The 16271-nt window shown below is 71.0% G+C and carries 13 protein-coding genes; 4 read left to right on the top strand and 9 right to left on the bottom strand.

Translation table 11 applies throughout. The features are described from left to right. The first annotated feature begins 1 nt into the window (after position 1). The gene (locus BLS95_RS17085) at positions 2–424 is read left to right on the top strand and encodes a hypothetical protein (RefSeq protein ID WP_090932285.1); all 423 of its coding nucleotides are present in this window, start codon (positions 2–4) and stop codon (positions 422–424) included. An 84-nt stretch (positions 425–508) separates the two neighbouring features. Here BLS95_RS17085 and BLS95_RS17080 read toward each other — a convergent pair whose 3' ends face one another. The 8 genes from BLS95_RS17080 to BLS95_RS59825 all read right to left on the bottom strand — a co-directional run bounded on the left by BLS95_RS17080 (position 509) and on the right by BLS95_RS59825 (position 13051). Continuing rightward, a complete protein-coding gene (locus tag BLS95_RS17080; protein ID WP_090932749.1) occupies positions 509–2995 on the bottom strand; it encodes a penicillin acylase family protein in 2487 nt (828 codons plus the stop codon). A gap of 193 nt (positions 2996–3188) precedes the next feature. Further along, positions 3189–4550 carry a cysteine--tRNA ligase gene (gene cysS, locus BLS95_RS17075; RefSeq protein ID WP_090932283.1) on the bottom strand — a complete coding sequence of 454 codons (1362 nt, stop codon included), beginning with the start codon at positions 4548–4550 and terminating at the stop codon, positions 3189–3191. Between the two features lie 60 nt (positions 4551–4610). Then, positions 4611–6455, bottom strand: a complete 1845-nt coding sequence (locus BLS95_RS17070) for a sigma factor-like helix-turn-helix DNA-binding protein (RefSeq protein ID WP_090932281.1) — start codon at positions 6453–6455, stop codon at positions 4611–4613. A 48-nt stretch (positions 6456–6503) separates the two neighbouring features. Further along, positions 6504–8351, bottom strand: coding sequence for a UvrD-helicase domain-containing protein (locus tag BLS95_RS17065; RefSeq protein WP_090932279.1), 1848 nt, complete (start codon positions 8349–8351; stop codon positions 6504–6506). A 4-nt stretch (positions 8352–8355) separates the two neighbouring features. Next, the gene (locus BLS95_RS17060) at positions 8356–10731 is read right to left on the bottom strand and encodes a hypothetical protein (RefSeq protein WP_143043746.1); all 2376 of its coding nucleotides are present in this window, start codon (positions 10729–10731) and stop codon (positions 8356–8358) included. Between the two features lie 112 nt (positions 10732–10843). Next, entirely contained in the window at positions 10844–11620 is a 777-nt protein-coding gene (locus BLS95_RS17055; protein WP_090932274.1) for a class I SAM-dependent methyltransferase, read from the bottom strand. A gap of 112 nt (positions 11621–11732) precedes the next feature. Then, entirely contained in the window at positions 11733–12803 is a 1071-nt protein-coding gene (locus BLS95_RS17050) for an ABC transporter substrate-binding protein (RefSeq protein WP_245765103.1), read from the bottom strand. A 17-nt stretch (positions 12804–12820) separates the two neighbouring features. After that, on the bottom strand, positions 12821–13051 hold the full coding sequence (locus BLS95_RS59825) for a putative acetyltransferase (RefSeq protein ID WP_090932272.1): 231 nt from the start codon (positions 13049–13051) through the stop codon (positions 12821–12823). A gap of 106 nt (positions 13052–13157) precedes the next feature. Here BLS95_RS59825 and fdxA point away from each other — a divergent pair, with 106 nt between their 5' ends. From fdxA to BLS95_RS17030, 3 genes are all read left to right on the top strand, one after another. Beyond that, positions 13158–13484, top strand: a complete 327-nt coding sequence (fdxA, locus tag BLS95_RS17040) for a ferredoxin (RefSeq protein WP_090932270.1) — start codon at positions 13158–13160, stop codon at positions 13482–13484. A gap of 94 nt (positions 13485–13578) precedes the next feature. Continuing rightward, entirely contained in the window at positions 13579–14649 is a 1071-nt protein-coding gene (dapC, locus tag BLS95_RS17035; protein ID WP_090932268.1) for a succinyldiaminopimelate transaminase, read from the top strand. A 109-nt stretch (positions 14650–14758) separates the two neighbouring features. After that, positions 14759–15418: a DUF4178 domain-containing protein gene (locus BLS95_RS17030; RefSeq protein WP_245765102.1), complete on the top strand. Its 660-nt coding sequence runs from the start codon at positions 14759–14761 to the stop codon at positions 15416–15418. 14 nt (positions 15419–15432) lie between these two features. Here BLS95_RS17030 and BLS95_RS17025 read toward each other — a convergent pair whose 3' ends face one another. Then, positions 15433–16242 carry a hypothetical protein gene (locus BLS95_RS17025; RefSeq protein WP_090932266.1) on the bottom strand — a complete coding sequence of 270 codons (810 nt, stop codon included), beginning with the start codon at positions 16240–16242 and terminating at the stop codon, positions 15433–15435. Positions 16243–16271: the final 29 nt, after the last annotated feature.

Genomic DNA, 16271 nt, shown 5'->3' with positions numbered 1-16271 from the left:
CATGGACAGGCGCTTCCGGTTCCGGCGTGCGGCGAACTACTTGAATCTCGCCACTCCGCTCGGTCTGCTGATCTCGGTCATCGGCCGCGCGACCAGGCAATCCGGCCCCAATGGTCTCATCCTTGCAGTCGGCTACCGCTACCGGTTTCCCATCGCGGGAGCCTTCACCGTGGGCAACGTCGTCCTGACCAAGTGGGACCGGCTGGACGAGCGGCTCCTCCGCCACGAGGGCCGGCACGCCACCCAGTGGGCCTGGTGCGTCGGGCTGCCCATGCTCCCGCTCTACCTTCTCGCCATGCTCGTCTCGGTCGCGCTCTGCGGCCACCAGGCGTCGTACAACCTGTTCGAGCGGCTGGCCGACCTGGATGACGGCGGCTACCCGCGAGCTCCGCTGCGGTGGCGCCGCCCCAGGCACGGCGGCTGACCCCACGCCCGAAGCGGCCCCCGGCCTCGCGCCCGAACGAGGGCGCCTCCCGAGCACAGCACCAGGCCGGGGGCCTGCGGACGGTTACGGGTTCAGCTTGAGGGTGTGCACGGCGGCCTTCTTGACCGCCTTCGCGCTGGACCGCATCGGCAGCAGATCGCCCCTGGCCCACGCCTCGGCCTGGTCCCAGTAGTTGTCGTGGAAGGCGTGCCCGGAGGCGCCCGTCAGGTTGATCCACCGGGACTTGTCCAGGTCCGACAGGTCGACGATCATGCGCATCGACGGGACCGCGTTGACCGAGTAGTCACGCTGAACGTTCCAACCGGTGGCGTTGACGGCGTCCTTGCCGCCCGGCAGCGCGAGCGGGCCGCGGTTGAACAATGCCTCGACCGGCGCAATCCCCGAGGTCCCCAGCGAGCCGTTGACCAGCTCCAACTGGTGCAGATCACCCCAACGCCACGCCTTGATGTCATCCCCCAGCAGGCCGGAGAGCTCCTGGTAGGCCGAGGCCATCGCCTGCCGCAGGATGTCGTCGCGGGTCTCCTTGCGGTTCTTCGTCGTCACGTCGTCCCAGAAGGGGTCCTCCGGCAGGTCCAGCAGCCCCCGGATCACCTCGTACCAGCGGTCGCCCCCGCTCGGCCGGGCCGCCGCCGGCAGGTCGTCGTCGAACGTCCGCACGAGCACCTGCCGCCAGACCGCGTTGAAGTACGCGGCCGCGGCGGAGTCGAGCCCCTGCATCCCGTCCCATTTTTCGAGCAGTTGCCTGGCCTGGACGCTCGGCCCCGCCAGGTCCACCCGCATCAGCGCCGGGACCAGCGTCTCCGCGAACCCGTTGTAGGTGTCCTGCTGGATCTCCGCCATGGTGCCCGCGTCGACCTTGCCGTTCGCGACGGCCTCCTCGACGCGGTCGCGGATGCGCTGGGAACGGTAGCCGTACGACCAGTCCTTCGTCAGCAGCGGCCGGTAGCGGCTGGGGTCGATGACGGCGTTGTTGGCCGTGACGATGAAGCCCTCGGCAGGGTCCTCCACGGAGGGCAGCTGGTCGTAGGGGATGGGGGCGGTGTTCCAGTCGTACTCGCCGGTCCAGCCCGGCACCGGCCAGGTGCCGTCGCCGTTCGCGCGTACGGGGATGCGCCCGGGTGCCTGGTAGCCGATCCTGCCGGAGGTGTCGGCGTAGACCAGGTTCTGGGCCGGCACGTCGAACAGCGCCGCCGCGGCCTTGAACTCGTCCCAGTCGCCCGCCTTGTTCAGGGCGAAGACGGCGTCGGCGGTGCGGCCGGGGGTCAGCGCCGTCCACTGCAACGCCACCGCGTTCGCCTCGCCGCTGGGCTGGGCGCCGGCGATCACGTCGTTGATCAGCGGCCCGTGCCGGGTGCTCCGCACCTTGATCGTGACGGGTGCGCCGCCCGCCACCTTGATCTGCTCCTGCCGGGTCTCCAGCTTGACCTGCTGGCCCTTGTACAGGTAAGTCTCCCCGTCCACCTGCTCCAGGAACAGGTCGGCCACGTCGGGACCCAGGTTCGTGAACCCCCACGCGACCTTGGCGTTGTGCCCGATGACCACGCCGGGCATGCCGGAGAAGGAGAACCCCGTCACGTCGTACGGGCACTCCGCCGAGACCTTCCTGCAGTGCAGCCCCACCTGATACCAGATGGAGGGCATCTGCGGCGCCAGGTGCGGGTCGTTGGCCAGCAGCGGCTTGCCGCTCGCGGTGTGCTCCCCGGAGATCACCCACGAGTTGGAGCCGATGCCGTCGCCGTCGCGCGTGCCCATCAGGTCCGGCACGGCCTCCAGCGTTCTGGCGGCCTGGTTGAGCGCCGTGGAGGCCCGCTGGCGCGGCGCCGCGAGCTGGTCGAAGCGGCCCTGCTGGATGGCGCCCGCGGTGACGATGGGGGAGTGCCGGTCGAAGGGGTAGCCGGGGTAGAGCTGCTCGACCCGCTCCTTGGGCAGCTTGGTCAGCGCGAGCGCCCGGTCGATCTCGTCCTCCAGGTTGGAGCGCAGGTCCCAGGCCATGGCCTTCAGCCATGCCAGGGAGTCGACCGCGGTCCACTTCTCCGGCCGGTAGGAGCCGTTCTGCAGCTTCAGGATGGAGTATTCGAGGCCGCGGTCGGAGGCGTTCGGGTTGGCGTCGAGCCAGGTGTTCACGCCCTTGGCGTACGCGCCCAGCAGGTCCTGGGTCTCCTGGGCCAGCCCGGGCAGTTCCTCCTGGGCGACCCGGCGCCAGCCCATGGTCCGCAGGGCCTTGTCGTTCTCGATCGTGGACGAGCCGTACAACTCGGAGAGCCGCCCGGCGGTGGTGTGGCGGCGGAAGTCCATCTCGTAGAAGCGGTCCTGGGCGTGGACGAACCCCTGGGCCATGAACAGGTCCGCGGGAGTGTCGGCGTAGATGTGCGGGATTCCGGATTTATCACGATAAATCTCCACGCTCCCCGTCAAACCCGGTAACCGCAGCGACCCATCCACCTGTGGGAACGATTTACGTACCGTGTACACGAGGACCCCCGCCAGCACGAGCGCCAGCGCGAGCAGGACGGTCACCACCCGAGCGAACCACCGCAACGGCCGCGGCATCCACGCGTAGGGCCTCACCGACACCTCCATTCGCCGAACTGGCATTCAAGTCTCCCAGCCCGAACTCACTCCTCCGTCCGCACATGAAGACCTTCTGAACCCCGCCTCAGGCTCGCGCCGACCGCATGCCGGCGCTGGGCGTCACCCTTCGCGCAAGATCATTGCCCGTATGGGCTGAGCCCGGGTCCGGCCCTCAGGAGAGTGACCAGGTCTGGCCCTCGGGGGTGTCCGACACGTGGACACCGCGTTCGGCCAGTTCGTCGCGGAGCCGGTCGGACGCGGCCCAGTCCTGGGTCGCCCGGGCCCGCTCCCGGGCCGTCAGCAGCTCGCCCGCCCCCGCGGGCAGCGTGGGCGCCCGGCCGATCTCCGTCGACAGGTCCAGCGCCAGCACCTGGTCCACGTGCAGGAACGCCTCGAACTTGGCCCCGGGCGGCACCGACTCGTCGCGTTCGAGCTCGCGCAGGATCCGCAGGGCCGACGGCGTGTCCAGGTCGTCCTCGAAGGCCGCCTCCATCCGCTGGACCTGGCCGGCGGCCATGGGCTCGCTGACGGACTCCGCCCACCCGGCCACCCGCGAGCGCCACCTGCGCAGCGTGCGGTCGGCGGCGCGCAGCGTGTCCCACGTCAGGTTGAGCTGCTGCCGGTAGCGGTGCTCCAGGAACGCCAGCCGTACCGCGAGCGGGTCGAGCCCGGCCGCGACCACGTCGGAGAGCAGCACCACGTTGCCCGTTGACTTGGCCATCTTGCGGCCGTCGAACAGCAGGTGCTCCCCGTGCACCCAGTGCCGCACCACCTCGTGCCCGGCCACCGAGTCGGACTGGGCCCGCTCGTCCTCATGGTGCGGGAAGCGCAGGTCGATCCCGCCGGTGTGGATCTCGAAGCGGGCGCCCAGATAGCGCAGCGACATGGCCGAGCACTCCACGTGCCACCCGGGGAAGCCGCGCCCCCACGGCGTCTCCCAGCTCAGCTCGCCGTCGGCCGGTTTCCACAGGGCCCAGTCGGCGTGGAAGCGCTTGCGGGGATCGACGGCGTCGATGCGGTGCGCGGGTTTGAGCGCGTCCACCCGATTTCCGGAAATCTCGCCGTAAGTCGGAAATGTCCGTACGTCGAAGAACACCGACCCGTCCGGCACCGCGTACGCGTTCCCGCGCTCGATCAGCTTGGCGATCAGCTCGACCATCAGCTCGATCGTCTCCGACGCCCGCGGGGAGTGCTCCGGCGGGCGGAGGTTGAGCGCGGAGGTGTCGGCGACGAAGGCGTCCTCGTAGGAGCGGGCCAGCTCCCGCACCGAACGCTCCTCGGCCTGCGCCTGGGCGACGACCTTGTCCACGCCCTGGTCGGAGAGGTGGCCGACGTCGGTGATGTTGCGGCAGGCCAGCACGCGCACCCGGCGCAGCTCCAGCACCCGCCTGATCAGGTCGGACATCAGGTAGGTGCGTAGGTTGCCCACGTGCGCGTGCCGGTAGACGGTGGGCCCGCACGTGTAAATCCGCAGCGCCCGCCCGGCGGCGATCTCCTCGACCTGCCGGGCCCGCGTGTCGTAGATCCGCAGCACCTGGCCGAGCCTATCCCGACGTCCTCCGCCGCGGGGAACCGCGTACGGCCCACCCCGGCGTCAGCCGCCCAGGAAGCCGAGGATGTCCCGGTCACCGCGCTCGCGCAGCCGCTCCAGGATCTCCTCCCTGGTGGCGTAGTCGGACACCCCGATCCTGGCCCCGATCAGCCGCAACCCTTCGATCTCCGAGTTGACGGGGGCGGTGATCCCGATGAGGTAGAGCGCGCGGTTCACCGGCGGCAGGTTGACGGGGGCGGCGGGCAGGTAGCGGGTCAGCAGCTCGCCACCGTCCGACACGGTCAGGAACACGTGGTCGCCCTCGCTCGCCTTGAAATCGGCCAGTACGTTGCGGATCGACCCCATGGTGGGCTGGTTGTGCCAGCTGATGACCACGTCACCGGACGGCGACGAGGCGGTGAGCTGCCCGCCCGGCGCCATGCCCAGGTAGGCCGCGAACCCCGTGGGCAGCGGCGACCCCGAGCCGCGCAGGTGCTCGGCGTTGACGTCCACCCGGTGCCACCAGCGCCCGTCGCGGGACCGGAAGCTGCGCCGGGTCAGCGACACGTCCTTGCGCGGCTGGTACGGCTCAGCCTCCCCGCTCGGCGAGGTGCCCGCCACCCGGATCCAGCCCCGCTGCGTGCGCTCGAACCCGGGACCGCCCGAGTATGCCCGCACCGAGCTCTCGCTCACGTCGTAGCGGGAGGTCAGGTTCGCCACGATCGTGCTCACGGAGGCCTCGCCGCCGGCCCGCTCGATCTCCCTGGCGATCATCTCCCTGATCCCCAGGTATTCGTCGCCGCCCCACCGGGTCAGGCCGTACTTGTTCCGGTCGATCCGGCGGAAACGTTCGTCGGCGGTGAGCTGGTTGCGGATGCCGACCAGGCTGTAGTCCTCGCCGATGCGCTCTTGGATCTCCTCGGGCGACAGCGGCGCGCCCGCCACCGCCAGCACCGCCTCGGCCTTCTCGTTGATGCTGCGCGGCCACGGCACCACGTGCTGGCCCAGCACCCGGAGCTGGGGCACCGCCATGATCCACCGCTCGGCCACGTCCTCGCGCACGCCGAGCTGGGTCACCATGGCCACGGCCTCGGCGAGGGAATGCGGCCCGTCGGCGAAGAGCTGGCGGGTCTTCTCCCGCAGCTCGTCGGCCCCGCCCGCCACCAGCCAATCGTCGGCCTGCTCATAGCCGGTCAGCAGCGTGCGGACGAACCGCCAGACCGGGATCCCCAGCGAGCGCAGCTCGGCCCGGTGCCACGGCACGGCCGTCTGCAGGTCGTCGGCCGGGACCGCCGAGCCCAGCCGGCCCCGCAGCCAGACGACGTGGGCGGCCAGCGCGCTCGCCTCGGGGCCGTTCAGCCAGGACTCCACATGGTCACGCAGGTCGCGCTCGATCTGCCTGATCCGCTCCCGCGTCACCGAGAACCGCTGCGCCAGCTCGTCCAGCGTGGCGCGCTGCGCCGCGTACAGGCGGTCGCGGGCGATGGCCCGCTGCCGGTCGTCCAGCGCCCCGAACAGCTCGTCGATCAACTCGGGCAGCGGCTTGTCCGCCCTGGGCGGCGCGGGCGCCGTCTCCGGCGAGGGTTCGAGCAACCGTTCGAACACGCCGGTGAACAGCTTCTGTACCACGTCCTTGCCGAGCATCTCGGGCGTGCGCTCGGCCTCGGCGGGGTCGGAGAAGCGCAGCAGCGGCAGGATGTCACCGAGCAGCAGGTGATCCCAGCAGGCCACGGCCAGCTCGGTGAGGTGGCCCGCCACGGTCTGCGTCCCCACGATGGCGCACGCGCGGTCAAGAGGAATCGCCTGCCACCAGGCCTCGGGCAGCTGGGGCTCCTCCACGATCGGCGCTATCTGACCAGGGGAGGTCCAGCGCAGTGGTGGCGCGAGGTCGCTGAGGCTGAGGTTCATTGAGGTCCAACCGGCAGTGGGATTATATCCGCAGTTCAGACTATGTGATCAGAGGGGAAGAAAAGGGCTTCCTCTTCCGGAATGGGAGATATAGAGCATGGTCCGGGCACGAGTGCAGGCGACGAACAGTATGCTCCGTTCGCGTTGCAGGGCACGAGCGCGAGCGTCCGGGTCCGCGGGCGGTGGCTCCGGCACCACGCCCTCCGTCACCCCGATGAGCGCCACCCGCTCGAACTCCAGTCCCTTGAGATGGGAGAAGGTCGCCGTCCGCACCTCCAGGCCGTCCAGCGCCTGCTTGGCATCGCGGACCAGCCGGGGGTTGCGGGCGCCGACGGCCATCTCCTCCGCGGCCACCCCGTCCGCCAGCCACGACTCGATCGTGGCCCGCAGCCCGGCCAGCTCCGCCTCGAAAGTGTCGTAGGCCCGGACGACCGGCCGCTCGCCGTTTCGCTCCGCGCGTAGCCCGTACATGGCCGTCATGCCCTTGACCAGGCCGCTGGTGGGGCCGCCGCCGCGCAGCCTGACCACGAACGACAGCAGCTCCTGGGGCAGGCGGTAGGAGAGGCTGAGCGTGTGCTGGGCGGCGGGGATGCCGACCGCGCCGAGCACCACCCGCGTGTCGGTGACCCGCTGGTGCGGGTCGCCGACCACGAACAGGTCGTCGTGCGCGTGCGGCGCCGCCGCCCGCAGCAGCCGCCACTGCGCCGGGCTGACGTCCTGAGCCTCGTCCACGATGATGTGACGGTACGGCTTGCGCCCCGGCTCCACGTCATCGAGCAGATCTCCGGTCGCCCGGGACAGCAGCCTGGTCGCCTCGTCCGTCAGCTCGGCCAGCGAGCGTGCCCCGGGGCCGACCAGCGAGGGGCGGCGGCCCTCCGCGTCGGTGACGATCCGCATCACCAGGCGTTCGGGGTTGTCCACCTCGACCCGCTTGCGTACGACCTCGTCGTCGATCAGCACGTCCAGCCGCGTGGCCAGCTCCTCGGCCAGCCCCTGCGAGAACGTCACCAGCAGCACCGGCCCGCTGCCGTGCGCGGCCAGGTAGGCGGCGCGGTGCAGGGCGATGACCGTCTTGCCGGTGCCGGCCCCGCCCACGACCAGCGCCGGCTGCTCGTAGCGGGCGCCCCTGGCCAGCCGGTGCTGCGGCGGGTACGGGAACGTGCACCAGGCCGGCGCCGCCAGCACCCGGTCGAGCTCCAGCTTGTCCGCCACGAACGCCGCCCGGTCGGGGCTGCGCAGCAGCGCCGCGTGCAGGTCCTCGGTGTCGACCGGCCCCCTGCCCGGGTCGCCGGCCGAGCCCGTGCCGGCCTCGGGGGTGGCGCGCCAGGCGTCCAGCTCCCGCCAGGCCTCCGCAAGGGAGCCACCCCGGGCCAGTACGGCGAGCGGAACGTGCTGGGTGGGCGGCAGCAGGGGTTCGAGGGCGGCGACGTCGGCCTCGGTCGTGATCAGCCTGAACAGCGGCAAGGCGTGCACGTCGAGGCCGAGCGCCAGCAGGTCGCCGTCGCAGATCGGGTCGAACAGCCCCGGCGACCGGACCGAGCGGCGTAAGGCGGGCTCGACCCGTTCCAGGGCCTCGGCGTCCCACACCTCGACGACGCCGGTCGCCGGGTTGACGCCGTAGCGGTGGCGGCGGGCGTACGACCAGGCCTCGGGGTCGGGCAGGATCGTACGCAGCCAGTAGACGTCACGGTGCCGCACCACCACCCCGCGGTGCCCCTCGGCCAGGCGCAGCGTCGCGGCCCGGGGATCCCGGGCGCCCCTGACCCGCTCGGGGTGCGGGGCGCCGGCCACGTTCAGCAGGAAACGGCGCAGCGCGACCACGGCGTCCCTGCGCACCGGCTGGGCCAGTGCGCTGAGCTCCCTGGGAAACTCAGGGCCGATCGCGAGCCGCGGCACCGGTTCAGTCCAAGAGAGCGAGCAGGTCGCGGTCCCCGCGTTCGCGGAGCCTGGTGAGCAGCTCTGGCAGGTTGACGGGTCCCGTCATGCCGATCCTGGTGGCGATCACCCTGGCCGCCTGCTCCCGGGTGCCGCCCGGGGCGGTGTACCCGACCAGGCGGAGCGCCTTGGTGATCTGCTCCGCGCCCTGCGCGGCGACCGGCAGGTGCCTGGCCCGCAGCACGCCCTCGTCCGACAGCGTCAGGAACAGGTGCCCGCCCTCGCGCGCCCCCACGTCCACCAGGAGGCGTTCGATGGACTGCAGCACCGGCCTGCCGTGCCAGGCCATCGACAGCTCTCCCGCGGCGCTCCTGACCGTCTTCGTCTCGCCGGGCGACAGGCCCAGGTACGACGCGAACCCGCTCGGCAACGGACACTCGCCCCCGGCCAGTTGCTCGGCCGTCACGTCGATCCGCAACCACCACCGGCCGTCGGGCTGCCGGAAGCAGCGTCTGGTTTGGGAGACGTCCTTCAGCGGCTGGTACGGGCCCTCTTCGGGCTCCTCCGGTTCCTCCGGCTCCCCGTTGACCTCCGCCGCCGCCGGTGGTTTCACCGGGGTGAACGCCTGGAACTGCGGCGGCCCCGCGGGCGGCGTCTGGACCGGCCCGAAAGCCGACTGCGGCGCCTGCCCCGGCGCCTGCCCCGGCGCCTGCCCCGGCGGCTTGCGCCGGGGGAGCGGCGGCGGGGGGAGCTGGGGCGGGAGCGTCGCCAGCACGAACTGCCAGGCGGGCACCTCCAGCGCCCGGATCTCCACGTTGTGCCAGTCGGCGGCGCCGATGAGCTCCTCCTTGGGCGCCGCCGGGCCGAGCGTCCTGCGCAGCTCGTCCAGGTGGGCGCGGTACGGGGCCGCCTCGTCGCTGGCCAGCCACTGGTCCAGACGGGTGCGGAGCTCGTACTCGGTGGCGGAGATCTCGGCCGGTTGGACGGCGAAGAGCTTGGCGAGCTGGTCGACGGCGGAGGGCTCGTCGGTGAAGATCCGGTTCTGGGCGACGGCCCAGCTCTTGTCGTCAAGTCCGGCGAACGCGGCCTCGATGAGCTCGGGCAGCTCGTGCCCCACGGGCTGTTCCCCGGGCTCGTCCTCGTCCCCGGGTTCGGCGATCTCCGGCTCGGCGGCGGGGTCCGGCTCGGCGTCCTCGCCGGCGCCCTCGGCGACCGGTCCTGCTTCGTGTTCGGGCGCGGGCTCGTCGGCGGTGTCGTACTCGGGCGCCTGCTCGGCTGCCTCGGCCTCCACCTCGGCGGGCTCTACCTCGGCGGCCTCTACCTCTGCGGCCGGCACCTTGGCGGGCGGCACGTCCTCGACGGCCTCAGGTTCGCCGGCCTGGTCGGCCTCGTCGGCCCGCTCCTCCGGCTCGTCCTCATGGGCGGCGGCACCCTCGTGGAGAGCGGCCTGCTCATGAGCGGCGAAGGCGTGCCCGCGCCCGGCCTCGGCGGGCTCCTCGACGGCGGGTTCCTCGACGGCGGACCCGTCGTGAGCACGCTCCTCCACGGCAGGCTCGTCCACGGCGCGCTCGTCCACGGCGGGCTCGGCGGAAGCCTCGGCGGGGGAGGGTTCGGCGGTGGAAGGCTCGGCGGGGGCCTCGTCGGCGTGCTCGTGGGCGTGCTCGGCGGCCGGCTCCTCCCCGGTGTCGTGCGGCTCGGCCGCGACGGCGGGGAACTGGGCCACGGGCTCGTGCGGGACCTCCTCGGCGACCGGCTCAGCGGCATGCTCGGCCGCGACCGGCTCGTGGTCCGGCTCCTCGGCCTCCGGAGCCTGCTCCGGCACGTGAGCGACCGGCTCAGGCGCTCCGGCGGCGGGCGAGGGCTCCTCGGCGTAGGCGTGCTCGCCGTTCCGCTGGACGTAGAGCCGCCGGGGCGCCTCGTGCTGCCTCACGGCCTCCTGTCCCGCGGACGCCTGCGCGACGGACGCCTCGGCGAGGACGGGCGCCCGCCACTGCACCGGGTGCGCCAGCCGCGTGAAGACCGCCGTGAACAGGGTGTTCAACACCGGCCGTGCCTTGATGAAGGGCTGGTCCACCAGTTGCCTGCTGGTCAGCGCGAGCAGCCCGACCCACGACCCCGCCCGGTCGAGCGCGATGGCGACCGCGGGCTCGTCCGCTTCGTCCGGGTCCAGCACGTGCAGTGCCGGCAGGACGTCACCCACCGCCGCCGCCGGCCAGTGCTCCAGGGCGATCTCCGTCAGCAGCTCACCCAGCGGCTCGGGGCCGATGGCCGCCAGGACGTGCGGCATGGGCAGGGTGCGCCACCACGCGTCCGGCAGGTCCGGTTGCCCGGTGAGCAGCGTGATCGTCGACGCGTCGCTCCACCTCAACGGTGGTACGAGGTCGCTTAGACAGAAGTTCATCCCGTTCCGTTCACCAGCCCCTCACGCCGCCGCAGCGGTGCAGCCATAATCTCGCCGCCCACGAAACAGACCATAGTCCGGCAAATCAGCCCTACGCATCATGCACGACGTATCAGCGCCGAACCGCCGCAAAGCGTAGACGCACGTAGTCAGCCATCCAGCCAGTCTCCCTGCGAAGCGCCGGCGCGGCCAGTTCGTTGACGCGATGGAGCAGGGGATTCACGATGTCCGGCGGGAGTCCCTCCAGCACCGATCCGGCGAACATGCGCACCCAGTCCGCCGCCCCGCCGGGGCACTCGTCGAGCGGGGTGGGCCGATCGAAGTATTCGAGCAGCCGGACCACGAAGCCCTCCTGCTCCAGCCGGCGGGCGTGCTCGGCGGGCGTCGGGAAATACCACGGCAGGTCGGGCTCGCGCAGGCCGTATTCGCGCCACGCGGTCAGCATCGCGGTGGTCAGCTCGGCGCAGTTGCCGGCCCCGCCCATCTCCGCGATGAACCGCCCGCCGGGCCTGAGCGCCTCGCGGACGTTGGCGATCACGGTGACGGGGTCGCGGCTCATCCAGTGCAGCGCGGCGTTGGAGAACACCGCGTCGTACGGGTCCACGACGCTGAAGTCGTGCCCGTCACCGATGATGAAGTTGATCCCGGGATACTGCGCCAGCGCCTTCTCGATCATCGCGGAGGAGCCGTCGATGCCGAGCACCTCCGCGCCTCTGAAGGCGATCTGCGCGGTGAGCACCCCGGTCCCGCACCCCAGGTCGAGCACGCGCTCGCCCGGGCGCGGATCCAGCAGTTCGACCAGGGGCGCCCCTTGCGTCGAGACATAGCCGAAGCTGCTGTCGTAGGCGCGACTGTTCCACCGCTCCAAGCTCGGTGTGTCGTATCGCAAGACGATCAGCTCACATTCGGTCAGTCATCGGGCCCCCGTGGCCGTGCTGTCCGTTAACTTTAGAGCCTGATCGTCCCTACGACATATCAAGTCACTTCAAGTCACATCGGTCTCACCCCACGCGCTTCGCCCACTCCTCCTTCAAATAGGTCTTCGCCGCGTCGGCCTGCGGAATCGTCAGCAGCACCGGCGGGCCGGGCGCCTTGGGCAGTTTCGCCGCCTGTTCGGCGTCGAGCGAGCCCTTCATCTGCATGGCCTCGCTCCGGGCCGGGCGGGCGAACCCCTTCTGGAGCAGGTTCTGGCCCTCGTCGGAGAAGAGGAACTCCTGCCAGAGGCGGGCGGCGGCCGGGTGCGGGGCGTCCTTGCTGATCGCCTGCACGTGGTAGTCGCCGAGCGCCGCGTCCTTCGGGATCGTCACGTGCCAGGCGTCGGAGTGATGGGCGCTGCGGGCGGCGTTGAGGTGGTCCCAGGCGATGATCGCGTTGGCCTTGGTCAGGTCGGTGTACCGGCCCTCCTGCTTGAGCCTGGCGAACAGGTCCACCCCCTGCGCGGCCTGCGGCACCCCGCCCCGCAGGGAGGCGGCCATCACGCCGTCGAACGCCGAGGCCGAGCGCAGCGGGTCGCCGTCGAGCGCGACCCGGTAGCCGGGCTTGAGCAGGTCGGCGAAGGAGGCGGGCGGCTTGACGGCGCGCGGGTCGTACCCGATGGACATGTAGGAGCCGTAGGCGGCGTACCAGTTGCCGGCCGGGTCCTTGATGTTGTCGGGCAGGTCCTGCCAGCCGTGCACCTTGTACGGGGCGAACTTGTCCGCGTGGGCGACGGCCACGTCCATGGTCAGGTCGAACACGTCGGGCTTGAGTTTCGCGGCGGCGTCCAGTTCCCGTTTGCTGCTCGCGCCCGGTTCGAGTTCGTTGACCTTGATGTCGAACTTGTCGGCGAAAGCGTCGATCACCTCGCCGTAGTTCACCCATTCGCGGGGCAGCCCGATCACGTTGAGCTGACCCTCGCGCTTGGCGGCCTCGACGAGCCGTTCGATCGTGCCGAAGCCCGACTTCATGGAACCCGCCCGGACGTTGATGGGCGGCAGTTTCTTGGCCCCGGTCGCATCGGACTCGGTGGACGACGCGCCGCATCCGGCGCTGGCGAGGATGGCTGCTGCGGCGGCGCAGGTACGTACGGTCACAGAGTGAATACTTACCGTTACTTCCGTGGAGGTCGAGGAGGCGCGGCCGGAACGACCTTCGCCGCGACCAGCGTTTCCGCGAAAATCTCCACCAGCGTGCCATCTTTTTTACGGATTTTGAGCACACCACCCTCCCAGGACTCCAGGATCCCGACCGCATCGCGAAACCCGCCCGGGACGCGCCTGCGAGTGGTGATCCGGGTACCTATGTCCTGAGTTGTGATGCTGATGACAAGGCGCGCGGGCACGAGTTTGCCACCCTCCGTTTCGGCCAGCTGGCAAGCACGGCAATACTAGGGCCTAGCAAACCGCGGTCAGAAGTCATGCCATGGTGCGGAGAAGAAGGAGCTCGAGGTGACCTACGTCATCGCGCAGCCTTGCGTGGACGTCCTGGACAAGGCGTGCATCGAGGAGTGCCCCGTCGATTGCATCTACGAGGGCGAGCGCATGCTTTACATCCACCCCGACGAGTGCGTGGACTGCGGCGCGTGTGAGCCTGTATGCCCCGTCGAGGCGATTTTCTATGAGGACGACCTTCCCGAGCAGTGGAAGGACTACTACAAGGCGAACGTTGACTTCTTCGAGGACCTCGGCTCGCCCGGTGGCGCCTCGAAGGTCGGCAAGATAGACAAGGACCACCCGGTGGTGGCCGCTCTGCCTCCGCAGGGCGAAGACCACTAGCGAGTCCAGTCACGTCGCGTACGGGGGCATCCGGGCCGGATGCGCCCCGTCGGCGTGCGCGTTCGTACGGCCCTGAGCACAACCCTGGAGAACCGTGAACAACCTGCCCGACTTCCCCTGGGACCGGCTGGAGCCATACAAAGAGCGCGCGCTGGCCCACCCCGGGGGCATTGTGGACCTGTCGGTCGGCACACCGGTCGATCCGGTGCCGCGGATCGTCCAGGACGCACTGGCCGGGGCGGCCGACAGCCCCGGCTACCCGCTCACCCACGGCACCCAGGAGCTGCGCGAGGCCGCGGCGGGGTGGCTGCGGCGCCGGCACGGCGTCACCGTCGACCAGCGGGACGTGCTCCCGGTGATCGGCTCCAAGGAGTTCGTCGCCTGGCTGCCCACCTACCTGGGGGCGCGCCGGGTGGTCTTCCCCGAGCTGGCCTACCCCACCTACGACGTGGGAGCCCGGCTCGCCGGGGCGGTGGGCACCGCCTCCGACAGCACGCTCGCCCTCGGCCCCGAGCGCGTGGACCTGCTCTGGGTCAACTCCCCGGCCAACCCCACCGGCCGGGTGCTGCCGGCCGAGCACCTGCGCAAGATCGTGTCCTGGGCCCGCGAGCGCGGCACGGTCGTGGCCTCCGACGAGTGCTACATCGAGCTCGGCTGGGAGGACCGGCCGGTCTCGATCCTGCACCCCGACGTCTGCGGCGGCTCCCACGAGGGGCTGCTCGCGGTTCACTCGCTCTCCAAGCGCTCCAACCTGGCGGGCTACCGCGCCGGGTTCGTGACGGGCGATCCCGTCCTGGTCAAGCGGCTGCTGGAGACGCGCAAGCACGCGGGCATGCTCATGCCCCGGCCGGCCCAGGCCGCGATGACGGTCGCGCTGTCCGACGACGCGCACGCCGACCGGCAGCGCGAGCTCTACGCCGCCCGCCGCGCCCTGCTGCGGCCCGCGCTGGAGAAGGCGGGGTGGAGCATCGACCACTCGGCGGCGGGGCTCTACTTCTGGGCCTCGAACGGGCAGGACGCCTGGGATCAGGTCGCCAAGCTTTCCGAAATCGGGATTTTGGTCGCGCCCGGGGAGTTCTACGGATCGGCAGGTGGGCGGCACATCCGCATCGCGCTCACCGCGACCGATGAGCGGATCAGTGCGGCAGTGCGCCGCCTCCAGTAGGATCGCGCGTCATAGCCCGCCCGCACGGGCTTGAGACGTGAAGCAATTGACTGCAACAAATTGATAAGGGCTTGTGCCGAGGCAGACCGCGAGTGGAGCGAGCTGATCGATGAGCATGACCTCCATGGTCGTTCTCGGGCTGAGCATCGTCACCATCCTGCTGTTGCTGGGGGCCTTCCTGGCCACCCTGCGACAGGACAGGAAGGGCCGCGCGAGCGCGCCGCCGGTCGAGGTCGCCCCCGTCGAGACCCCGCCGCTGGCGGCGCCTGTGAGCGCGCCCAGGCATGCCGGCTCCGACTACACCGACCCTCGCACGATCCGGGTCGACGACCGGATCGAGGTGCACGGGTCTCCCGCGCGCGTGCTCGGCGCCATGCACGTCTCCTGGCAGGGCCAGCAGTGGACCGAATACCTGCTGCGTGACCGCGTGCGGCGCTTCCAGTGGCTGTCCGTGGAGGTGCACGCGGGCGATCCGCCGCACCTGGAGGTCCAGCTCTGGACGGACGTGCCGACCCAGGGCATGGTGCCGGCCAAGAGCATGCTCATCATGGAGGGCGTGGAGTTCTTCCCGATCGAGCGGGGCACGGCCGCGTTCCGGAGCGAGGGCGACACCGGCACCCCCGAGCGGGGCCTGCTCGACTTCGCCGACTACCGCGCCTCCGACGGGCGCCTGCTCTCCTTCGAGCGCATCCAGGGCGGCGGCTGGACGGCGGCCTACGCCCAGCCGCTCCCGCCGGGCTCGATCTCCATCGTCCGCCGCGCCTCATAGCCCGCGGACGCGGGTCAGGAGAGAGCCACCTCGCGGTCGCCCGCCTTGCCGCCGGCCTGCCAGCCTTCGAGCTCCATGTCGTTGGACCAGGTGAGGCCGCCGTAGGCGACGTGGCTCAGCGCGTATTTCTCCGCGTGCGCCACCGACCACGAGGCGATCAGCCAGCCGCGCCGCTTGGTCGTGATGGCCATGCTGCCCAGCGCCCTGGAGAGCTGCTTGCGCGCCTCCGCGGCCCGGGGCGGCGGCGGGGAGCCCTTGCCCGGCGGATACCAGCAGTGCAGGGACTGGGGGACGCGGCCGGTGAAGGCGGCGGCCAGGATCTTGGCGTCCTGCTCGTGCTGCGCGTACGCGTAGCCGCCCGCCGAGCGCTGCACTTCCTGGGCCGCCTCCGCGAGCGGCATCTTGCGGTAGTCCTTCACCTTGACCAGGGCGGCGAAGAATTTGTTGGTGGCGTAGACGGGGTCCATGAGCTGCTTTTTCCTGCCCCAGCCCTGCGACTCGCGCTGCTGGAACACCCCGACCGAGTCGCGGTCGCCGTAGTCGAGGTTGTAGAGCTTGGACTCCTGCAACGCCGTCGCGTACGCGATCACCACGGCCCGCTCCGGCAGCCTGCGCCGGGCCGCGACGGCGGCGATGGTGGCCGAGATCTGCGCCTGCTCCGGATAGAGGTAGAGCTCGCCCTCGGGCGTGCGGACCGTGCAGTGCGCCTCGGGCACGGCCAGTGGCGTCGCCCGTTTCAGCAGGTGGTAGAGGCCCACGGAGACCGCCACGGCCAGCACGACCACGATGATCGCGATGGTGATGACCCCACGGGAGAAGCGCATGCGCACCCTGAGAAACCTACCTGGCCGGA

The organism is Nonomuraea jiangxiensis (assembly GCF_900099965.1).
Lineage (GTDB): Bacteria > Actinomycetota > Actinomycetes > Streptosporangiales > Streptosporangiaceae > Nonomuraea > Nonomuraea jiangxiensis.
The sequence above is the reverse complement of the archived record's forward strand: the minus strand, read 5'-3'. Positions and strand labels throughout refer to the sequence as shown.